Genomic DNA, 17,522 nt, shown 5'->3' with positions numbered 1-17,522 from the left:
CAGGCGGCGACCGACGCGGCCAACGGGATTTCTCAGGCCGCGACACGCTCCCGGCGTCCCCGGACGACGAGGACGACCAGGGTCACCAGGGCGAGCGGGTAGATCACGGTCGTGAGGAAGTTCGCCGCGTCCGCAAGAGCTCCGTCGCCGGGATACGTGCCGGCGAGGAACGTCGACAGGTCCCAGAATCCGTGCAGCACCATGGCCGCCACGATGGAGCCGGTACCGCGCCGGGCCAGGTAGAACGCCGTGCCCGTGAGGGTGGCGAAGACCAGCTGGAGGACCGCGCCCGGCTCGCCGAGCAGCAGGTTCACCAGGTGGAACGCGCCGAACCAGAGGCTGGACAGCAGGGCGACCGATCCCTCGGTCCGCACCGTCTCCCGGAGCGCCCGCAGGATGATCCCGCGGAACAGCGTCTCCTCCGCGAACCCGACCAGCACCGACGCGAGCAGGAGGGCTCCCAGGTAGGCGGCCGTGACCGGCCTCCAGTCGGCACCCGCCAGACGCAGGGCGCTCAGCGCCAGGACGGCGATCGGCAGGACCCAGAGGAACCGCCCCATCGGCAGGCGCGTGCCGTCGCGGAACACGTGGTCCCAGCGGGTCCACCGCAGGAACACGACGAGCCACACCGAGCCGGCCGCGAGCGGGAGGACCGCTCCCCGCAGCGTGGTCTCGGTCGTGTCGAACAGGTGCTCGTACCCGATGCCCGACAACCACACCCCGCCGACGAAGATCGCCGCGTAGACGAGGAACGCGACGAACGCGGCGCGGACGGACGGTCGGCGATCGGTCGACATGCTGACCACAACTACCATCCCTCGCCGGGCTGCGCCCGCGCGCGCAGGTGCGCCATCCTGGGTCGATGGAGCTGGAGTTCAGCGGCGAGATCATCTACTGGCGCGGCCCGTCGCCCTACCACTACGTCCCGGTGCCCGAGGCGGAGAGTGCCAGCATCAAGGCCGTGTCCTCGATGGTCACCTACGGCTGGGGGGTCATCCCCGTGCTCGCGCGCATCGACGACACCGAGTGGGAGACGTCCCTGTTCCCCAAGGACGGCCGCTACCTGGTCCCCGTGAAGGGCATGGTGCGCAAGGCCGAGTACCTCGACGTCGGCGACACGGTCACGGTGCGGCTGATCCTGGGCGGCCCTCGCTGACCTGATCGCGCAAACCCTGCGTCGGTGCGCCGGTGACGGGAATATGGTCGGACTCATGCCTGCGCAGCCGCCGACCTCGTTCCCCACCGACGCCGCCGCCTGGCCGGCCTTCCTCGCGACGACCGTCGACGCGTCCCTCGACGACGCCCGCGCCCTCGTCGCCCGGCTGAAGGACGGCACCCCGCGGTCGACCGCCGAGGTCCTCGGCCTGTGGAACGACACGGACATCGCGCTCGGGTCGGCGTCGGCAGCGGCGCACCTCCTCGCCGAGGTGCACCCCGACGCGGACCTGCGGGCAGCCGCCGAGGAGCGCGCGCAAGCGGCGGAGGACCTGGGCACCGAGCGCGAGCTGGACCACGAGCTGTGGCAGGTGCTGGCGGCGACGTCGGCGGACGGGCTCGAGCCCGGGGCGGCCCGGGTCCGGGAGCACGTGCTCCGCGACTTCCGCCGCGCGGGCGTCGACCGCTCGCCCGAGGACCGTGACCGGCTGCGGGCTCTCGCGCAGCGGTGCACTGAGATCGGGCTCGAGTTCTCGCGGAACATCCGCGACGGCGTGCGCAGCATCAGGGTCCCGCCCGAGCAGCTGGACGGGCTGCCCGACGACTTCCGCGCGGAGCACCCCGCCGACGCCGACGGGCTGGTCACGCTGACCACCGAGTACCCCGACCTGCTCCCGGTCCGCACGTACGCGACCGACCCGGCCGTCCGGCTCGCGCTCACCAGCGAGTACCAGTCGCTCGGCTGGCCGGCCAACGAGCCGCTTCTCGCGGAGCTGCTCCGGCTGCGGGCCGAGCGCGCCACGTTGTTGGGCTACCCCGACTGGCCCACGTACGACGCCGAGCCCCGGATGATCGGCACCGGCCAGGCGATCGCCGACCTGATCGAGCGGCTCGACACCCTCACCGCGGCGCCGGCGGCCCGGGACGTCGAGGTCATGCTCGCCCGGTACCGCCAGGACGTCCCCGACGCCGTCGCGGTCACGCCCGCCGACAACCTCTACTACGAGCAGGTCATCAAGAACGAGCAGTACGACGTCGACGCCCGCGCGGTCCGCGAGTACTTCCGCTACGAGGCCGTGCTGCCGGGGATCCTCGACGTGGTGCAGCGGCTGTTCGACATCGCGCTGCAGCCCGTGGACGTCCCCACGTGGCACGACGACGTCCAGGTCTACGACGTCGCGGTCGACGGGGCGCTGATCGGACGCGTGTACCTCGACATGCACCCCCGGGCCGGCAAGTTCAACCACGCCGCCCAGTTCGGGCTGGTGCCGGGCATCGCGGGGCGGTCGCTGCCGGAGGGCGTGCTCGTCTGCAACTTCCCCACCGGCCTCATGGAGCACGACGACGTGCTGACGTTCTTCCACGAGCTGGGCCACCTGGTGCACGAGGTGCTCGGCGGACAGCAGCCCTGGGCGATGTTCACCGGCGTCGCCACGGAGTGGGACTTCGTCGAGGCGCCCAGCCAGCTGCTCGAGGAGTGGGGCTGGGACGCCGGTGTGCTCGGGTCCTTCGCGACGAACGCCGCGGGCGAGGCGATCCCGGCGGAGCTGGTCGCGGCGATGCGGCGCGCCGACGGGTTCGCGCGCGGCGCCTGGACCCGGCGCCAGCTCAACTTCACGGCCCTCTCCTACGGCCTGCACGCCGACCCGCCGGCCGACCTCGCGGCCTACACCGCCGAGATCGACGCGAGGTTCGGCCCCTACACGCCGATCCCGGACACCCACCAGTACGCCGGGTTCGGGCACCTCGAGGGCTACGGCTCCGCGTACTACACGTACCTCTGGAGCCTGATCATCGCGAAGGACCTGCGCACCGCGTTCACCGACGGCCTGATGGACCCCGTGGTCGGCCGCCGCTACCGCGAGGCGATCCTGGCGCCCGGCGGGTCGGCCGACGCCGCCGACCTGGTGCAGGACTTCCTCGGCCGGCCGTCGTCGTTCGACGCCTTCGAGGCGTGGCTGACGGCCGGCACGGACTGACGCCGCACTGGCCTGCCTGCACCGGCCCGCCGTACTGGCCTGGCTGCACCGTCGATCGAGAGGACCGCACGTGACCCGGACCGTCCAGCTTCGCCGCTACAACCTCAAGCCCCACCTGGTCGAGGACTTCCTCGTCTGGTGGCCCAGTCGGCTGGTGCCCGCGCGGGCCGCGTTCGGCTTCACCGTGGAGTCCGCCTACCTGAACCGTGAGGCGGCCGAGTTCACGTGGGCAGTGTCCGCCGACGGCGACGCCGACGAGTTCGTGCGCCTCGAGCAGGCCTGGATGGCCTCGCCCGAGCGGGCGGACGTGTTCGCGGGAATCGACGGCTGGAACGACTCGGTCGTCATCGCCTTCGTCGAGCGGTTCGTCTGAGGGCGGCCGGGGTCAGTCGCCCTCGTACCGGCGCAGGCGCTCCTGAGCCTGCGCGTACGACGTCGCCCCCGGGAGCGGCCGACCGTCGCGGGCGGCGGTGGCCACCTCGACCGCCGCGTCGACCGCGGCCCGGTAGGGCAGCGAGCCCGTGCTCACGCGGCGGATGCCCAGGTCACCGAGCTGGAGCACGCTCTGGCCCGGGATGAGCAGCACGTTGAGCGGCACGGGGATCTCGCGCGCCAGCGTGCGCAGGTCGTCCAGGTCCGTCGCGCCGGGCAGGAAGATGCCGTGCGCTCCCGCGGCGACGTACGTCAGCGCACGGGCGACGGTGGCGGCGACGGTCGCGTCCTGCCGGAACCAGTAGGTGTCGACCCGCGCGTTGATGAACACGCCCGGACTGGCCTGGGCGATCGCCTCGATCTTGGCGGCGTGCCGCTCGGGAGCGATGAGTCGGCTGTCGATGCTGTCCTCGATGTTGATGCCGGCCACGGGCAGGCTCGCGACGTAGGCGGCCACGTCGTCCGGGTCGTCGTCGTACCCGTCCTCGACGTCCGCCGACACGTGCACCGGGAGGTGGGCGAGCCGCCGGACGAGCTCGCGCGTGGCGTCCCGCGTGGCCCGGCCGCCGTCCGCCCGACCGAGGGCCGCGCCCACCCCGAAGCTCGTGGTGCCGACCGCCGGGAATCCCGCGTCGACGAACGCCAGTGCTGAGCCGACGTCCCAGGCGTTCGGCAGCAGCAGCGGCCCGTCGCCCAGGTGCAGCTGGTGGAATGTCGTCGTCACGCTGCGAACACCGCCTGCCAGAAGTCGGTGAAGATCGGCGTCGGCTGGCCGGACGCCCACGCGTCCGTCGTCAGCAGCACGGCGATCGTGTCCGTCACCGGGTCGGTCCACCACGTCGACCCTAGACCGCCGTCCCAGCCGTAGGTCCCGGCGTGCCGGCCGTCGGGAGCGTGGGACAGGAGCACGCCGAGGCCCAGCCCCCAGCCCTCGTGCCCGGCCGGGTCGTGCGCCCCGACGTGCGCGGACGTCATCGCGGTCACCGCCTGCGGGCTCAGCACGGTCGATCCGCGGCCACGCAGCATCGTCGCGAACGTGTGCAGGTCGGCGACGGTCGAGACGAGCCCGGCGCCGGCGTCGGCGAACGCGGGCGGCCGGGACCACTGGCCGTCGGGCACGTCGTAGACGGCGTCGCCCGTCCAGTGCCGGTCCAGCCGCGCGAGGTCCTGTGCGGGGACGTGGAACCCGGTGTCGCGCATGCCGAGCGGGTCGAGCAGCCGGCCGGCGAGCAGCTCGGGTAGCGGCCGACCCGCAGCGCGGGCCAGGAGCACGCCGAGCACCTGCGCGCTCGTGTTGTAGAGCCAGCGGGTCCCCGGCTGGGCGGAGAGCGGCACGCCCCCGACGATCCGCATCCACTCGTCGGGTGGCGGCGCCTCCTGCGGCGCGGGCGGTCCGACGGGCAGTCCCGCCTCGGCCAGCGCGCCGAGCACCGTGCCGGGGAAGGGGCCGGCGAAGTCCATGCCGATCCCGAGCCGGAACTCCAGCAGGTCGCGGACGGTGACCGCGCGGTCGGCCGGGACCGTGTCGTCGAGCGGGCTTCCCGGGGAGCGCAGCACGCACCGGTCCGCCAGCTCCGGGAGCCACCGGTCGACCTCGTCGTCGAGAGCCAGCACGCCGTCGTCGACCAGCGCCATGGCGAGCGCCGCCACCACCGGCTTGGTCACCGACGAGATCCGGAAGACCGAGTCCGGCCTGGCGATGCCCGCGATCCCGCTGGTCACCGACCCGCCCCGGTCCACCAGCCACGCCGCGCCGTGCACCTCGCCCGAGGCCACCCGGGCCTCGACCACCTGCGTCACGTCCATGCGGTCCACCCTGCACCGGAGGTCCCACATCGGCGCTCGGAGGGCGCACTAGGTTCGGCTCATGGCGACAGCCGCTGCCCCTCGACCACGGGTGCCGCGTGGCGTGCGCCTCGTGCTCGGGCTGGGCTGCGTCCTGCTCGGCGCCGTGCTCGTGCTCCGCCCGTTCTCGTCCCTCGCAGTGCTCCTCGTCCTCGTCGTGACCGGCCTCGCCGTCGCCGGGATCGCCGGGCTGGTCGTCGGCGACCATGCGCGCACGACCGTGCTGCGCGGCGTCGTGCTCCTGGCCGCCGCGATCGCGGTCGCCGTGTGGCCGGGGGCGACGCTCGGGATCCTCACCGTGGTGCTCGCGCTCGCGCTGGTCCTCGGCGGAGCGATCGACGTCGCGCACGCCCCCGGCGTGAGGGGCGCCGCACGCGTGGACGCGGCGGTCGGCGGCGTCACGTCGATCGCGTTCGGCGTGCTCGCGCTGGCGTGGCCCGACATCACCGTGCTCGTGCTCGCCGTGGCGTTCGGGGCGTGGCTCGTGGTCGTCGGGGTGACCGAGCTCGTCGGGTTCGTCCGCGGCGGGAACGTGCCGGTACCGCGGCCGGGTCGTCGTCGCCGAGCTCCCCGCGTCGGTGGCTGGCGGCTCGCCGGGACGGTGCTGGGCGCGTTCGTCGCCGTGGTCCTCGTCGTCCTGAGCCTCGCCCTGCAGCGGGGCGCGCCGGCTCCGGACGCCTTCTACGACCCGCCGGCCGACGTCCCGTCGGCACCCGGACAGCTGCTGCGCAGCGAGCCGTTCCGCAGCGACGAGATACCCGTCGGCGCCTCCGCGTGGAAGATCCTCTACACGACCACCCGCGACGAGGGGGAGCCCGCGACCGGGAGCGGGATCGTCATCGCCCCGACGTCGGCAGGTCCGAGCCCCGTGGTCGCGTGGGCCCACGGGACCACCGGCGCCTCACCGGGCTGCGCCCCGTCCGTRCTCGAGGAGGGGCTCCGGGCCGGCGCGATGGTCGTCCAGGATCGGGTGATCGAGCAGGGCTGGGCCATGGTCGCCGCCGACTACGTCGGGCTCGGCACGTCGGGGCAGCACCCGTACCTCATTGGGCAGGGAGAGGGCAGGTCCGTCCTCGACGCCGTCCGCGCCGCGCACCAGCTGACCGAGGCGCACCTGGCCGACCAGACGGTGGTGTGGGGTCACTCGCAGGGCGGGCACGCGGCGCTCTGGGCCGGGATCCTCGCGCCGACGTACGCCCCGGAGCTCGAGATCGACGGTGTCGCGGCCCTGGCGCCGGCGAGCAACCTGCCCGGCCTCGTCGATGCCATGGGTGGCGTGACCGGCGGCGAGCTCTTCGCGTCGTACGTCGTCGACGCCTACACCGCCACCTACCCGGACGTCCGGTACGACGACCTCGTCCGACCCGGTGCGCGGATCATCGTGCGGGAGATGGCCCAGCRGTGCCTGGCCGAGCCGGGCATCCTCGTCTCGGCGGTGACCTCGGTGTTCCTGGACAAGCCGATCTGGTCCGGCGACCCGAGCAGCGGCCCGTTCCTGGCGCGGCTCACCGAGAACGTGCCGTCGGGGCCGATCCCGGCGCCGGTGCTCGTGGCGCAGGGTGCCGACGACGGCCTCGTGGTCCCGTCCGCGCAGGACGCCTACGTCGACGCCCGCTGGGCCGCCGGTTTTGGGGTCGACTACCGCACCTACGCGGGCCGGGACCACGTCGGGCTCGTCGCGGCCGACTCACCGCTGGTCCCGGACCTGCTCACGTGGACGGCGGACCGCTTCGCGGGGGCACCGGCCGCGGACACGTGCCGCTGAGACACGCGCGGCTGACACTCTGTCGTCACCGTCAGTCGAAGAGGTCGCCGAGGAAGCTGCTCGGGCGCCGCTTCTTCTTGCTCGAGTAGTGGTCGTCCCGGTCGCCGCGGTACTGGTCCTCGGGGTAGTGCGCGGGCGGTGCCGCCTGCCGGGAGCCGTAGTAGGCCGACTCGGCGTCCGTGAGGCGCTCGAGCTCGCCGCGGTCGAGGAAGATCCCGCGGCAGCCGGTGCACTGGTCGATGGTCACGCCGTTGCGCTCGTAGGCGCGCATGTCGGAGCCGCACTTGGGGCAGATGAGCGTCATGGGTGTCTCCGTCCGTGCCTCGGCCGACGGGCGCCGGCTGCCCGGTGAACGACCGGGCGCCCCGGAGGGTTTCCTCCGCCCGGCGCGGGCGCCGGGGCCGCATCGGCCGGACGGACGATCCGCGCGACCTGCTCTTCGGCCGATGAATCCGCGGCACGCAGTCGCCAGGCTCGTCCCAGGACGTTCGCGACCCGACCGAGGAGGACCCCGTGCCCCGTCACGCGTGGCGCATACCCGCCGGCCTGATCCTGCTGAGCCTGGTGCCGATGCTCGCCGGAGCCCTGCGGCTGGCCGAGCTGAGCAGCGGCCCGGAGGTCACGCCGGACAACGAGCGGTTCGTGACGATGCCGGCGCCCGTTGTGGTGCACATCGTGTGCGCGACCACGTTCCTGCTGCTCGGCGCGTTCCAGTTCCACCCCGGCCTGCGCCGACGCCGACCGCGGTGGCACCGCGTGGCCGGACGCGTCGTCGCGCCCGCCGGGATCCTCGCCGCGCTCGCGGGGCTGTGGATGGCGGTGTTCACCGACCTGCCCGCTGGCGACGGGCCGCTGCTCGAGGTCTTCCGCCTGGTGTTCGGGACCGCGATGGTCGCGTTCCTCGTGCTCGGGGTCGTCAACATCCGACGGGGTGACGTCGTGACCCACAGCGCCTGGATGACCCGCGGCTACGCGCTCGGGCTGGGCGCCGGGACGCAGGCGGTCATCTTCGCGCCGTGGACCCTGGTGCTCGGCGCGCCCAGCGAGACGGCCCGCGCGCTGCTCATGGGCGCGGCGTGGGTGATCGACCTGGCGATCGCCGAGTGGATCATTCGTCGACGCCGCCGCCCGCCCGTCCGCGCGCCGCGCGCCAGTGCCCTCGTCGCGACCTGACTCGTGTGCTTTCGGGATGCTCAATTGCTTGCGGGAGGCTCACGCGCTTGCGGGAGGCTCACTTGCTTGCGGGACGTCCCGCAGCGCAGGGTGACGACCATGACCGAGCACACCCACGGCGAGAACTACTGGGAAGAGCACTACGCGACCGTCGAGCCGTCCTGGGGCACGCGACCGAACGCCGTCCTCGTCGACGTCGTCACGGCCTTGCTCCCGGAGCCCGGGCGCGCGGTCGACCTCGGCTGCGGGCACGGCGGCGACACGCTCTGGCTCGCGTCGCTGGGCTGGCAGGTCACCGCGGTCGACGTCGCGCCGACCGCACTCGCCCGGGTGGCGCAGGACGCCGCCGACGCCGACCTCGCCGAGCGGGTGGCCGTGGAGCATCACGACCTGCGGCACTCGATGCCGTCCGGCGTGTTCGACCTGGTCACCGCGAGCTACTTCCACGTCCCCGCCGACGTCGCCCGCTCCGAGGTGCTCCACCGCGCCGCGGCTCTCGTCGCCCCCGGCGGAATGCTGCTGGTGACCGAGCACGCGTCGGTGTCGCCGTGGTCCTGGGACAAGGACGCGACCTTCCCGACGCCCGCCGAGTCGCTCGAGTCCTTCGACCTCGGCGACGGGTGGGACGTCGTCCGGCTCGATGCCCCGCAGCGCACCGCGACCGGCCCGGGCGGCCAGGTCGCGGAGGTCACCGACAACGTGATCGCGGTCCGCCGCGTGCGCTGACCCGGTCCTCGGCCTCGCGCACCTCGGGCCCGATCGACCAGATCGACCGGGCGAGTGACGTGGATCGTCGGCGGGTCCGTCGGACGATTGCGCCCCCTAGCGTTCCGGCATGACCTCGCGCCGATGGGCCCTGCTCGCCGTCGTCGGCGTCAGTCTGCTGGTCGTCGCACCCATGTCCGGGTTCCTCTGGTTCATCGGGCTGCTGATGGGGTCGCCGTTCATGGCGTCGATGCCCAGCCATGCCGACGTCGTGGAGGGCGGTGCGCTGCGGGCGATCGCCGTGCTCGTCTGGGCCGTCCCGATCGCGGTCGCGTGGCAGCAGCTCGGCGTGAGGGCCGCGCGGAAGGCCGCCGTGGTCGTGGGAACGGTGGTCGCAGTCAGCCTCGCCGTGTGTGCGCTGACCGGGCTGTGGTGACCTGGGGATCTGGCTGCTGAGCTGGGCAGGCCTGGCGCGCCGCCTTGAGCGAGGCCCGGAGCGAAGAGTCAGTCGCCGCTCCGCCAGTCTCGCGGGGGCCGGAGCGGGCCAGGTGGCCGGGTCGCGAACGCCAGGGAGGTCCGTTCGGCAGTGGGGTCGCGGCACTGGGAGCGCTCGATATCGGACGACTGTGTCAGAAGGGTGGGTCGCCGAGTGGGACGGGTGGTGGTGGGGGTGGTCGGTGGGTGAGGAGGTCGGGGGTGGTGTGGATGAGGGCGGGGTGGCGGGCGTAGGTCAGTCCGTGTCGGTCGGTCCAGGTGGAGACGCCGGTGGCGGGGTTGTAGGTGACGTTCCACCAGCCTTCGGTCTTGGCTTGGTGGTGGTGTTTGCACAACGCGTGCAGGTTCGCCTCGCACGTCTGCAGCTCGTGGGGGTCGTCGCCGCGGTGGTGGTTGTAGGGGGTGCGGTGGTCGAGTTCGCAGCGGGTGGCGGGTTGGCGGCAGCCGGGGAAGGTGCAGGTGACGTCGCGGGCTTGCACGGTGCGGGTCAGGTCCGCCCCCGGGCGGTAGGTCTGGGTGCCGACGGCGCGGACCTGCCCGGTGTCCTGGTCGGTCAGGACGCGTCGCCAGGTGCCGTCCTGGGCGAGCTCGCGGGCGACCTGCGCCGGCACCGGACCGTACGACCCGAGGAACCCGGGCGCGTCATCCAGACCGAGCAGCGTGGTCGCGGCCACGGAGAGTTGCACGGCGACGCGTTGCCCGTGCTTACGCGGCAGCGGTGTGCCGTCGGGGGTGGTCTGGCGGTCCAGGATGGCGGTGAACACATCCGCGAACGCGTCCGCCCGCCGTTGGTCCACGGTGCGGTCGTCGCCGTCGAGGGCGGCGTGCCCGGCCAGGGCGTCGATCGCGGTGAACGCCGCCGTGGCTTCGGCGGCGGGTAGGTAGGCGACCAGGCGGGCCATCGCGTCGGGGGCCAGGATGAGTTCGATGCCGCGGCGGTCCCGTTCGGCGAGGCGCCGCTTCTCCACGTGGGCCGGGTTGAGCGCGATCAGGGTGGCGCGCACGTGCCGGGCCAGCTGCGGCGCSGTCARCTCCSMMGMRCGSSCGATCGCGTCGTSGATCACGGCMCGCACCGCGCCCGSSTCSAGCCCGGWSSCGCYCTTGGTGACTTCGTCGAGGATGATGTCGATCTTGCGGGCCTCGATCGCCCCGGCCGCCCACGCGTCGCCCAGGGCSGGGTGYTGGGCGGTGCCCCAGGCGCGCAGGAACACCATCTCCGCGGCCCGCCTCGTGCACACCAGCGCACASGCCAGCTCGTCCGGGACATGCCGCAACGCGTCCGTGGTTCTTGCTTCGATCTCGCGGACCACGACGGCCTGGGCGGCCTGCAGCATCGCGATCGCCTGCGCCATCCCGGTCACCGTGTTCACCAACGCCACATCGGAGACGTCCGCCACGGGCACCGACGTCAGCATCGCCACCAACTCAGCGACGTCGACCCCGAGCAGGGGGAAGTCTTCGACCGTGCTCAGGTCGATCACCCGTGCACCCGGWGCCGGCACCGGCGCGACACCCGGGCGSGCRCCGTGACCCGAATCCGCCCACAMCAACCCGGCAGACCCAGCCGCAGGCATGACGGYGGACGACGCGGCTACAGGCCCTGCCGACACGTCCGCGGGGCTGGCGATCGTGGGCGAGGAGGCGAGCGCGGGCGCGGTCGGAGTGGGTGAGAGCGAAGCGGGTCCAAGGGCGGCACGCGCGGCTGGGCGGGCAACCTCGACCGTCTCCATCACCGCCGTCACCACGCCACCTCCACCCGCACCAACCGCCCGATCCGGGCATAGAACAACTGTACGACCGACCACTGACATTCACCCCTGACCAGCACAAACGCGTCATCAATACGAGGTCGGGCGATGCGAGGGGGCCCGTCGAGCCACGACGACTGCGGGCCCGTGGTTTGCCCAGTGCGCTCGAGCGCGAGCTGCGCCGGCCGAGCCGGGGCGCTGCCGTGGAGAAACCGCCCCTACGCCCCGCGCGGCTCGTCGACCGACCGCAGCACCCGGCACGGCGCCCCGACGGCGACGACGCGCGGCGGGATGTCGCGCGTCACCACGCTGCCGGCGCCGATCACGGAGCCCGCGCCGATGGTGACGCCCGGCAGGATCGTGACGTTCGACCCGATCCACACGTCGTCCTCGATGCGCACGGGCAGGGAGAACTGCCAGCCGCCKACGCGCTCCTCGGGGACGGTCGGGTGGCCGGCGGTCGAGATGGTGACGTTCGGCGCGAGCATGACGCGGTCGCCGATGACGATGTCGGCGTCGTCGACGAGCACGAGGTTGAAGTTCGCGTAGAAGTGGGCGCCGACGTGCACGTGCGAGCCGTACGACACGTGGAACGGCGGCTCGATCCACGCCCCTGGACCCACGGAGCCGAGCAGCTTCTGCAGGATCGACGCCCGCAGGGCCGACTCACCGGGCCGCGAGTGGTTGTAGTCGTAGGCCAGCTCCTTGCCGGCGACCCGCTCGGCCTCGAGCGCCTCCAGCCCGGGGCCGAAGTCCACGTAGAGCCCGCCGTTGTTCATCACGGCCCGCACGGCGTCGTACTCGTCGGTCATCACACGCTCCTCTAGGGTGTTCCGCAGCCCATCATGCTCGAAACGATCCGATCAGGACGCCTCATGACCGCGCCGTACCAGGACCCCACCCGACCCGTCGCGGACCGCGTCGCCGACCTCGTCGGGCGCATGACGCTCGAGGAGAAGGTCGGGCAGATGATGCAGCTCAACGCCAAGGACGGCGTCGAGGACCTGGTTCTGAACCTGCACGTCGGGTCGATCCTGCACACCTCCCCGGAGCGGGTGCGCGAGGCGCACGAGCTGACCGCGCGGACGCGCCTGCAGATCCCGCTGCTCATCGCGGAGGACTGCATCCACGGCCACTCCTTCTGGGAGGGCGCCACGATCTTCCCGACGCAGCTCGGCATGGCGGCCACCTGGGACGCCGACCTGCTGGAGCGGGCGGCCCGCGCGACGGCGGTCGAGGTGGCGGCCACCGGCATCCACTGGACGTTCTCGCCGGTGCTCTGCATCGCGCGCGACCTGCGCTGGGGTCGGGTGAGCGAGACGTTCGGTGAGGACCCATTCCTCATCGGCGAGCTGTCGTCGGCCATGGTCCGGGGCTACCAGGGCGACGGCCTCGACGACCCGACCGCGATCCTCGCCACCGCCAAGCACTTCGCCGGCTACTCCGAGACCCAGGGCGGGCGCGACGCCAGCGAGGCCGACATCAGCCGCCGCAAGCTGCGCTCCTGGTTCCTGCCGCCCTTCGAGCGGGTCGCGAGAGAGGGCTGCCGGACGTTCATGCTCGGCTACCAGTCGATGGACGGCGTGCCGATCACCATCAACGACTGGCTGCTCAACGAGGTGCTGCGCGGCGAGTGGGGCTACACCGGCACGCTGATCACCGACTGGGACAACGTCGGCCGGATGGTCTGGGAGCAGCACATCCAGCCCGACTACGCGCACGCGTCGGCGGCGGCGGTCCGCGCCGGGAACGACATGGTCATGACGACCCCCGGCTTCTTCGAGGGCGCCCAGGAGGCCGTGCGCAGCGGGATGCTCGACGAGACCGCGCTCGACGCTGCGGTCGGCCGGATCCTCACGCTGAAGTTCGAGCTCGGGCTGTTCGAGGACGCCCGCCACCCGAGCGTGGCGCGCCAGCAGGCCGTGATCGGGTCCGCGGAGCACGTCGCGCTCAACCTCGAGGTCGCCCGCCGCTCGCTCGTCCTCCTGACGAACGACGGGACGCTCCCGCTCGCGGACAGCCCGAAGACCATCGCCGTCATCGGCCCGAACGCCGACGACCAGCACACGCAGCTGGGCGACTGGGCCGGCGCCTCGGGCCAGGCGGACTGGCTCCCCGACGGCCACCCGCGCGAGATGACGCAGACGGTCCTCGACGGCTTCCGTGCGCACGCACCCGACGGCTGGACGGTCACGCACGCCCGCGGCGCGGACATCCTCACGCTGGGCGCCGACCCCGAGGGCGAGTTCTTCCCCGACGGCCAGCCCCGCCCGCAGGTCGTCATCCCGGTCGAACCGGACCCCTCCCTGATCGCCGCGGCCGTGGAAGCGGCCGAAGACGCCGACGTCGTGGTCGCCGTCGTCGGCGACCGGATCGAGCTGGTCGGCGAGGGCCGCTCCACCGCCACGCTGGAGCTCGTCGGCGGCCAGGTCGCCCTGCTCGACGCCCTCGCCGCGACCGGCAAGCCGCTGGTCGTCGTCGTCATCGCGAGCAAGCCCCACGTCCTGCCCCCGAGCGCGATGTCTGCACAAGCGATCGTCTGGGCCGCCAACCCGGGCATGCGCGGTGGTCGGGCGATCGCCGAGCTCGTGCTGGGCCAGATCGAGCCGTCGGGTCGCCTGCCGATCACGTTCGCCGAGCACGTCGGCCAGCTGCCCGTCTACTACAACCAGCTGCCCGCCCAGCACGGCACGCGGTACGCCGACCTCACGCAGCGGGTGCCGTTCGCGTTCGGTGAGGGCCTCTCCTACACGACCGTCGAGTACGACGACCTGCGGGTGCTGGAGCCCGCGCTCGGCGTCGACGGGACCCTCCGTGCGCAGGTCACGCTGCACAACGTGGGAGACCGGCCCGCGCTCGAGACCGTCCAGGTCTACGTCCGCGACGTCGTCACCACGGTGACCTGGGCCGAGAAGGAGCTCAAGACGTACCGGCAGGTGACCGTCGAGCCGGGGGCACGGGTGACCGTCGACCTCGAGCTGCCCGTCGCGGACTGCACGATCGTCGACGCCGCGGGCCGCCGCATCGTCGAGCCCGGCACGTTCGAGCTGCTGGTCGGCCCGTCGTCGCGGGACGAGGTGCTGCTGCGCGCCGGCTTCCTGGTCACCGCCTGATGGGGGACAACCTCGCCGCCACCCGCGCGATGTACGACACGGTGGCGGTCGCGTACGGCGAGCTGGTCACGGGACTGAACCCGGAGTCGGGCCTCGAGGGCGGCATGCTCGCGGCCTTCGCGGACCGGGTCCGCGGCACCGGCAGGGTGCTCGACGCCGGCTGCGGCACGGGCCGGATGACCGCGTGGCTGGCGTCCGTCGGGATCGTCGCGGACGGGATCGACCTGTCGCCCGGCATGATCGAGGTCGCCCGGCGCACCTACCCCGACCTGTCGTTCGACGTCGGGTCGATGACGGCGCTCGATCTCCCCGGCGAGTGCGTCAGCGGGATCCTGGCCTGGTACTCGATCATCCACACGTCCCCGGCGGACCTGCCCGCGGTCGTCGCCGAGCTGGCCCGCGTCCTCGCGCCGGGCGGCCACCTGCTGCTCGGGTGGCACTCCGGCGACGACGCCGTGCGGACGATGACCCACGCCTACGGGCACGACGTGTCGGCGGACGCCTACCGGCACGCCCCCGAGTCGGTCGCCGCCGCCGTGCACGCCGCAGGCCTCGTCGTCAGCGCCCGGCTGGTCCGCGAGCCGCAGCCCGACCGCGAGAAGAGCCCGCAGGCGTCGCTACTGGCACGCCGGCCCTGCTAGGCGCAGCATGGCCCCGTGAAGACCTTCACCCTGCCCGGGACAGACATCGCGGTGCCCAACGTCGTGCTCGGCCTGATGCGGATCGCGGACAAGTCCGACGAGCAGATCCGGGAGCTGGTCGGCGCCGGCCGCGACGCCGGCATCACGATGGTCGACCACGCCGACATCTACGGCGGCACCATGCATGCCTGCGAGCGGCGGTTCGCCGAGGCGATGCGGCTGACGCCCGCCGACCGCGCCGAGCTGGTGATCCAGACCAAGTGCGGCATCGTGCCGCCCGACGGCTTCGACTTCTCCTACGAGCACATCATCGAGTCGGTCGACGGGTCGCTCGCGGCGCTCGACACCGACTACCTCGACATCCTGCTGCTGCACCGCCCCGACGCGCTGGTGGAGCCCGAGGAGGTGGCCCGCGCCTTCGACGAGCTCGAGGCCGCGGGCAAGGTCCGCGCGTTCGGCGTCTCCAACCAGACGCCCGGCCAGATCGCCCTGCTCACGAAGTTCGTGACGCAGCCCATCGTCGCCAACCAGCTGCAGCTGTCGATCACGCACTCGTCGATCATCGCGCGGGGCGTCGCGGCGAACATGCAGGCGGAGGACCAGTCGATCGACCGGGACGGCGGGATCCTCGACTACTGCCGCCTGCACGACATCACCATCCAGGCGTGGTCCCCGTTCCAGGCGGGGTTCTTCACCGGCGTCTTCCTGGGCAACCCGCAGTACGTCGAGCTCAACGTGGTGATCGACCGGCTGGCGCACAAGTACGACGTCCCGCCCATCGCCATCGCGACAGCCTGGATCACCCGCCACCCGGCGCAGATGCAGGTGGTGCTGGGGACCACGAGCCCGGACCGCGTCGCCGGTGCGGCCCAGGGGTCGGACGTCCCGCTGACCCGCGCGGAGTGGTACGAGCTGTTCCGGGCGGCCGGCTACATCGTCCCGTAGCGGTCAGGTGGTCCGCTCGAGCAGGTGCACCTCGACCAGCTCGCCCGCGGCGTCCTTGCCGATGAGCGTGCACAGTGCCTTGCGCAGCGGCAGCCAGTGAGGTCCCGTGCCGGACGGCATGAGGGTCGCCGCGAACGGGTGCCCGTCGAGCGTCCCGCTGACCTTGACGGCCTTGCCGGTGCCCAGCAGCTCCTTGGAGCCGGTCAGCTCCAGGAATGTCGGGAAGGCGCCGTCCTTCTCGATGGGGACGGTGAAGGTGACATCCAGGGGCTGGCTCATGCGCCGATCATGCCGTCGTCCTCGGTTGCGCGCTCCCCTCGACGCCGCCGGGCGGGCCGCGGGGGCGGTTCGCCCTCCCGCTTCTCCAGCGCGAGCCAGACGACGACGGCCACCAGCAGCCACACCAGCGCGCCGACCGACAGGGACTCGCCGAGGAACAGCAGCGCCACCGGCACGACGACGCTCGGGATGCCGCGCACCAGCAGCCACCCCCGCGTCGTTCCTACGAGCGCGGCGGTCGCGACGCCGATCGCGCTGTAGACGGCGATCGCCGCGCACAGCAGCGTCCGGGCGTCGAGCTCGAGGGCACCGTGCGTGTGCGCGACCGCGATGCCGAGGGCGGCTGCGAGCGCGGCCAGCGCGCCGGTGAGCAGCGCGTGCAGCAGCATCACGATCCGTGGCGCGACGACGTGCGGCTTGAGCTGGGGGATCCCCGCCGTGCCGTGCAGCAGGCCGGCGGTCCATACCGAGGCGAGCAGCGCGAACGCGCCGAGCCCGACGACGACCGTGCTGCGGTCCCAGTCCGACGTGTCGGCGGCGGCGTCGATGATCTGGATGAGCCCCTCGCCCAGCACGATGATGACGAACAGGCCCAACCGTTCGGCCAGGTGCTCCTCGTCGGCGTGCGTCCCCTCGAGCACGAACGGCTCGCCGCCGCCGGGTCCGCCGCGCCGGTTCGCCTGGGCCCGCCGCGAGCCCTGCACCCGCTCGAGCTTCTCCTCGGCGTTCTGCATCGTGCGCTCGGACGACGCCGTGAGCAGCACGAACAGGTCGATGACGATGCCGAGGGCCCACAGCCAGTACCGCCCGGGCGCGTGCACCCACAGCGACACGAGCCAGGGGACGGCCCCCAGCCCGTACTGCGCGAGCGGCCAGTCGAGCAGCACCTTGCCGCGCGAGAACACGGCCCCGGCGAGCCAGCGGAGGGCCACGTAGGCGATGACGAAGGCGTTCGCGCGCGGGCCGTGGATGCCGGGCACGGACGCCGCCATGACCGCGAGGCCGAGCATCGCCGTGATGAGCACGCTCGTGCGGGCGTCGTCCCCGGCGATGTTGCCGTAGACCGCGAAGCCCGCCCAGGAGATCCAGAACGCCAGGAACAGCACCGCGTAGAGGCCGACGGTGGTCGGGTCGGACTCCTCGTGCAGCAGGTGCGCCAGCTGGCCGATGCCGGCGACGACCACCAGGTCGAAGAACAGCTCCTTCCAGGACGCGTGCCGCTCGACGACGGTCTCTGCTGGCATCCG

Annotated in this window: 18 protein-coding genes; 10 read left to right on the top strand and 8 right to left on the bottom strand. The window is 72.9% G+C overall.

Translation table 11 applies throughout. The features are described 5' to 3' along the window. Window positions 1–32: 32 nt before the first annotated feature. Window positions 33–797 carry a CPBP family intramembrane glutamic endopeptidase gene (locus ACXJKG_RS00545; protein WP_456843805.1) on the bottom strand — a complete coding sequence of 255 codons (765 nt, stop codon included), beginning with the start codon at window positions 795–797 and terminating at the stop codon, window positions 33–35. A gap of 65 nt (window positions 798–862) precedes the next feature. On the opposite strand from ACXJKG_RS00545, the gene ACXJKG_RS00540 reads away from it, so the two are divergent. The 3 genes from ACXJKG_RS00540 (at window position 863) to ACXJKG_RS00530 (ending at window position 3,507) form a co-directional block, all read left to right on the top strand. Further along, complete coding sequence (locus tag ACXJKG_RS00540; RefSeq protein WP_456843804.1) at window positions 863–1,156, top strand: DUF1905 domain-containing protein; 294 nt, start codon at window positions 863–865, stop codon at window positions 1,154–1,156. 55 nt (window positions 1,157–1,211) lie between these two features. Next, a complete protein-coding gene (locus tag ACXJKG_RS00535; protein ID WP_456843803.1) occupies window positions 1,212–3,134 on the top strand; it encodes a M3 family metallopeptidase in 1,923 nt (640 codons plus the stop codon). A 70-nt stretch (window positions 3,135–3,204) separates the two neighbouring features. Next, entirely contained in the window at window positions 3,205–3,507 is a 303-nt protein-coding gene (locus ACXJKG_RS00530; protein WP_456843802.1) for a hypothetical protein, read from the top strand. A gap of 12 nt (window positions 3,508–3,519) precedes the next feature. Here ACXJKG_RS00530 and ACXJKG_RS00525 read toward each other — a convergent pair whose 3' ends face one another. Together ACXJKG_RS00525 and ACXJKG_RS00520 are read right to left on the bottom strand one after the other, a co-directional pair. Then, the gene (locus tag ACXJKG_RS00525) at window positions 3,520–4,290 is read right to left on the bottom strand and encodes an isocitrate lyase/PEP mutase family protein (RefSeq protein ID WP_456843801.1); all 771 of its coding nucleotides are present in this window, start codon (window positions 4,288–4,290) and stop codon (window positions 3,520–3,522) included. Continuing rightward, window positions 4,287–5,372: a serine hydrolase domain-containing protein gene (locus tag ACXJKG_RS00520; protein WP_456843800.1), complete on the bottom strand. Its 1,086-nt coding sequence runs from the start codon at window positions 5,370–5,372 to the stop codon at window positions 4,287–4,289. The genes ACXJKG_RS00525 and ACXJKG_RS00520 overlap by 4 nt, the downstream gene beginning before the upstream one ends. A gap of 61 nt (window positions 5,373–5,433) precedes the next feature. Here ACXJKG_RS00520 and ACXJKG_RS00515 point away from each other — a divergent pair, with 61 nt between their 5' ends. Further along, complete coding sequence (locus tag ACXJKG_RS00515; protein ID WP_456843799.1) at window positions 5,434–7,176, top strand: lipase family protein; 1,743 nt, start codon at window positions 5,434–5,436, stop codon at window positions 7,174–7,176. Window positions 7,177–7,207: 31 nt separating this feature from the next. Here the strand turns inward: ACXJKG_RS00515 and ACXJKG_RS00510 are convergent, their stop codons facing one another. Continuing rightward, window positions 7,208–7,480, bottom strand: coding sequence for a zf-TFIIB domain-containing protein (locus ACXJKG_RS00510; protein ID WP_456843798.1), 273 nt, complete (start codon window positions 7,478–7,480; stop codon window positions 7,208–7,210). A gap of 209 nt (window positions 7,481–7,689) precedes the next feature. On the opposite strand from ACXJKG_RS00510, the gene ACXJKG_RS00505 reads away from it, so the two are divergent. The 3 genes from ACXJKG_RS00505 (at window position 7,690) to ACXJKG_RS00495 (ending at window position 9,490) form a co-directional block, all read left to right on the top strand. After that, entirely contained in the window at window positions 7,690–8,349 is a 660-nt protein-coding gene (locus tag ACXJKG_RS00505) for a DUF2306 domain-containing protein (protein WP_456843797.1), read from the top strand. 99 nt (window positions 8,350–8,448) lie between these two features. After that, entirely contained in the window at window positions 8,449–9,075 is a 627-nt protein-coding gene (locus tag ACXJKG_RS00500; RefSeq protein WP_456843796.1) for a class I SAM-dependent methyltransferase, read from the top strand. Between the two features lie 109 nt (window positions 9,076–9,184). After that, a complete protein-coding gene (locus tag ACXJKG_RS00495) occupies window positions 9,185–9,490 on the top strand; it encodes a hypothetical protein (protein WP_456843795.1) in 306 nt (101 codons plus the stop codon). A 193-nt stretch (window positions 9,491–9,683) separates the two neighbouring features. Here the strand turns inward: ACXJKG_RS00495 and ACXJKG_RS00490 are convergent, their stop codons facing one another. Further along, window positions 9,684–11,030: a DUF222 domain-containing protein gene (locus ACXJKG_RS00490; protein WP_456843794.1), complete on the bottom strand. Its 1,347-nt coding sequence runs from the start codon at window positions 11,028–11,030 to the stop codon at window positions 9,684–9,686. A 485-nt stretch (window positions 11,031–11,515) separates the two neighbouring features. Further along, complete coding sequence (locus ACXJKG_RS00485; protein WP_456843793.1) at window positions 11,516–12,109, bottom strand: sugar O-acetyltransferase; 594 nt, start codon at window positions 12,107–12,109, stop codon at window positions 11,516–11,518. Between the two features lie 63 nt (window positions 12,110–12,172). Between ACXJKG_RS00485 and ACXJKG_RS00480 the strand changes: the two genes are divergently transcribed. Genes ACXJKG_RS00480 through ACXJKG_RS00470 form a run of 3 tightly spaced genes read left to right on the top strand, consistent with a single transcriptional unit; the run spans window position 12,173 to window position 15,996 of the window. Continuing rightward, window positions 12,173–14,410 (top strand): exo-beta-d-1,3/1,6-glucosidase, encoded by a 2,238-nt coding sequence (locus ACXJKG_RS00480; RefSeq protein WP_456843792.1) that lies wholly within the window; start codon window positions 12,173–12,175, stop codon window positions 14,408–14,410. Then, on the top strand, window positions 14,410–15,051 hold the full coding sequence (locus ACXJKG_RS00475; RefSeq protein WP_456843791.1) for a class I SAM-dependent DNA methyltransferase: 642 nt from the start codon (window positions 14,410–14,412) through the stop codon (window positions 15,049–15,051). Before ACXJKG_RS00480 ends, ACXJKG_RS00475 begins: the two co-directional genes overlap by 1 nt. Window positions 15,052–15,066: 15 nt before the next feature. Continuing rightward, window positions 15,067–15,996, top strand: coding sequence for an aldo/keto reductase (locus ACXJKG_RS00470; RefSeq protein ID WP_456843790.1), 930 nt, complete (start codon window positions 15,067–15,069; stop codon window positions 15,994–15,996). 3 nt (window positions 15,997–15,999) lie between these two features. Here ACXJKG_RS00470 and ACXJKG_RS00465 read toward each other — a convergent pair whose 3' ends face one another. Next, window positions 16,000–16,275 carry a DUF1905 domain-containing protein gene (locus ACXJKG_RS00465; RefSeq protein ID WP_456843789.1) on the bottom strand — a complete coding sequence of 92 codons (276 nt, stop codon included), beginning with the start codon at window positions 16,273–16,275 and terminating at the stop codon, window positions 16,000–16,002. After that, window positions 16,272–17,519 (bottom strand): low temperature requirement protein A, encoded by a 1,248-nt coding sequence (locus tag ACXJKG_RS00460; RefSeq protein ID WP_456843788.1) that lies wholly within the window; start codon window positions 17,517–17,519, stop codon window positions 16,272–16,274. Before ACXJKG_RS00460 ends, ACXJKG_RS00465 begins: the two co-directional genes overlap by 4 nt. Between the last annotated feature and the right edge of the window lie 3 nt (window positions 17,520–17,522).

It is taken from the genome of Cellulomonas sp. P5_C6, from assembly GCF_054049635.1.
Note: the sequence above shows the minus strand (reverse complement) of the source record. Positions and strands in the feature narration are given on the sequence as shown.

Bases quoted from the DNA above. Each gene is read 5' to 3' on its own strand.
- ACXJKG_RS00510 (WP_456843798.1), bottom strand. From the start codon at position 7,480: ATGACGCTCATCTGCCCCAAGTGCGGCTCCGACATGCGCGCCTACGAG.
- ACXJKG_RS00535 (WP_456843803.1), top strand. From the start codon at position 1,212: ATGCCTGCGCAGCCGCCGACCTCGTTCCCCACCGACGCCGCCGCCTGG.
- ACXJKG_RS00465 (WP_456843789.1), bottom strand. From the start codon at position 16,275: ATGAGCCAGCCCCTGGATGTCACCTTCACCGTCCCCATCGAGAAGGAC.
- ACXJKG_RS00540 (WP_456843804.1), top strand. From the start codon at position 863: ATGGAGCTGGAGTTCAGCGGCGAGATCATCTACTGGCGCGGCCCGTCG.
- ACXJKG_RS00500 (WP_456843796.1), top strand. From the start codon at position 8,449: ATGACCGAGCACACCCACGGCGAGAACTACTGGGAAGAGCACTACGCG.
- ACXJKG_RS00545 (WP_456843805.1), bottom strand. From the start codon at position 797: ATGTCGACCGATCGCCGACCGTCCGTCCGCGCCGCGTTCGTCGCGTTC.
- ACXJKG_RS00495 (WP_456843795.1), top strand. From the start codon at position 9,185: ATGACCTCGCGCCGATGGGCCCTGCTCGCCGTCGTCGGCGTCAGTCTG.
- ACXJKG_RS00520 (WP_456843800.1), bottom strand. From the start codon at position 5,372: ATGGACGTGACGCAGGTGGTCGAGGCCCGGGTGGCCTCGGGCGAGGTG.
- ACXJKG_RS00460 (WP_456843788.1), bottom strand. From the start codon at position 17,519: ATGCCAGCAGAGACCGTCGTCGAGCGGCACGCGTCCTGGAAGGAGCTG.
- ACXJKG_RS00475 (WP_456843791.1), top strand. From the start codon at position 14,410: ATGGGGGACAACCTCGCCGCCACCCGCGCGATGTACGACACGGTGGCG.
- ACXJKG_RS00480 (WP_456843792.1), top strand. From the start codon at position 12,173: ATGACCGCGCCGTACCAGGACCCCACCCGACCCGTCGCGGACCGCGTC.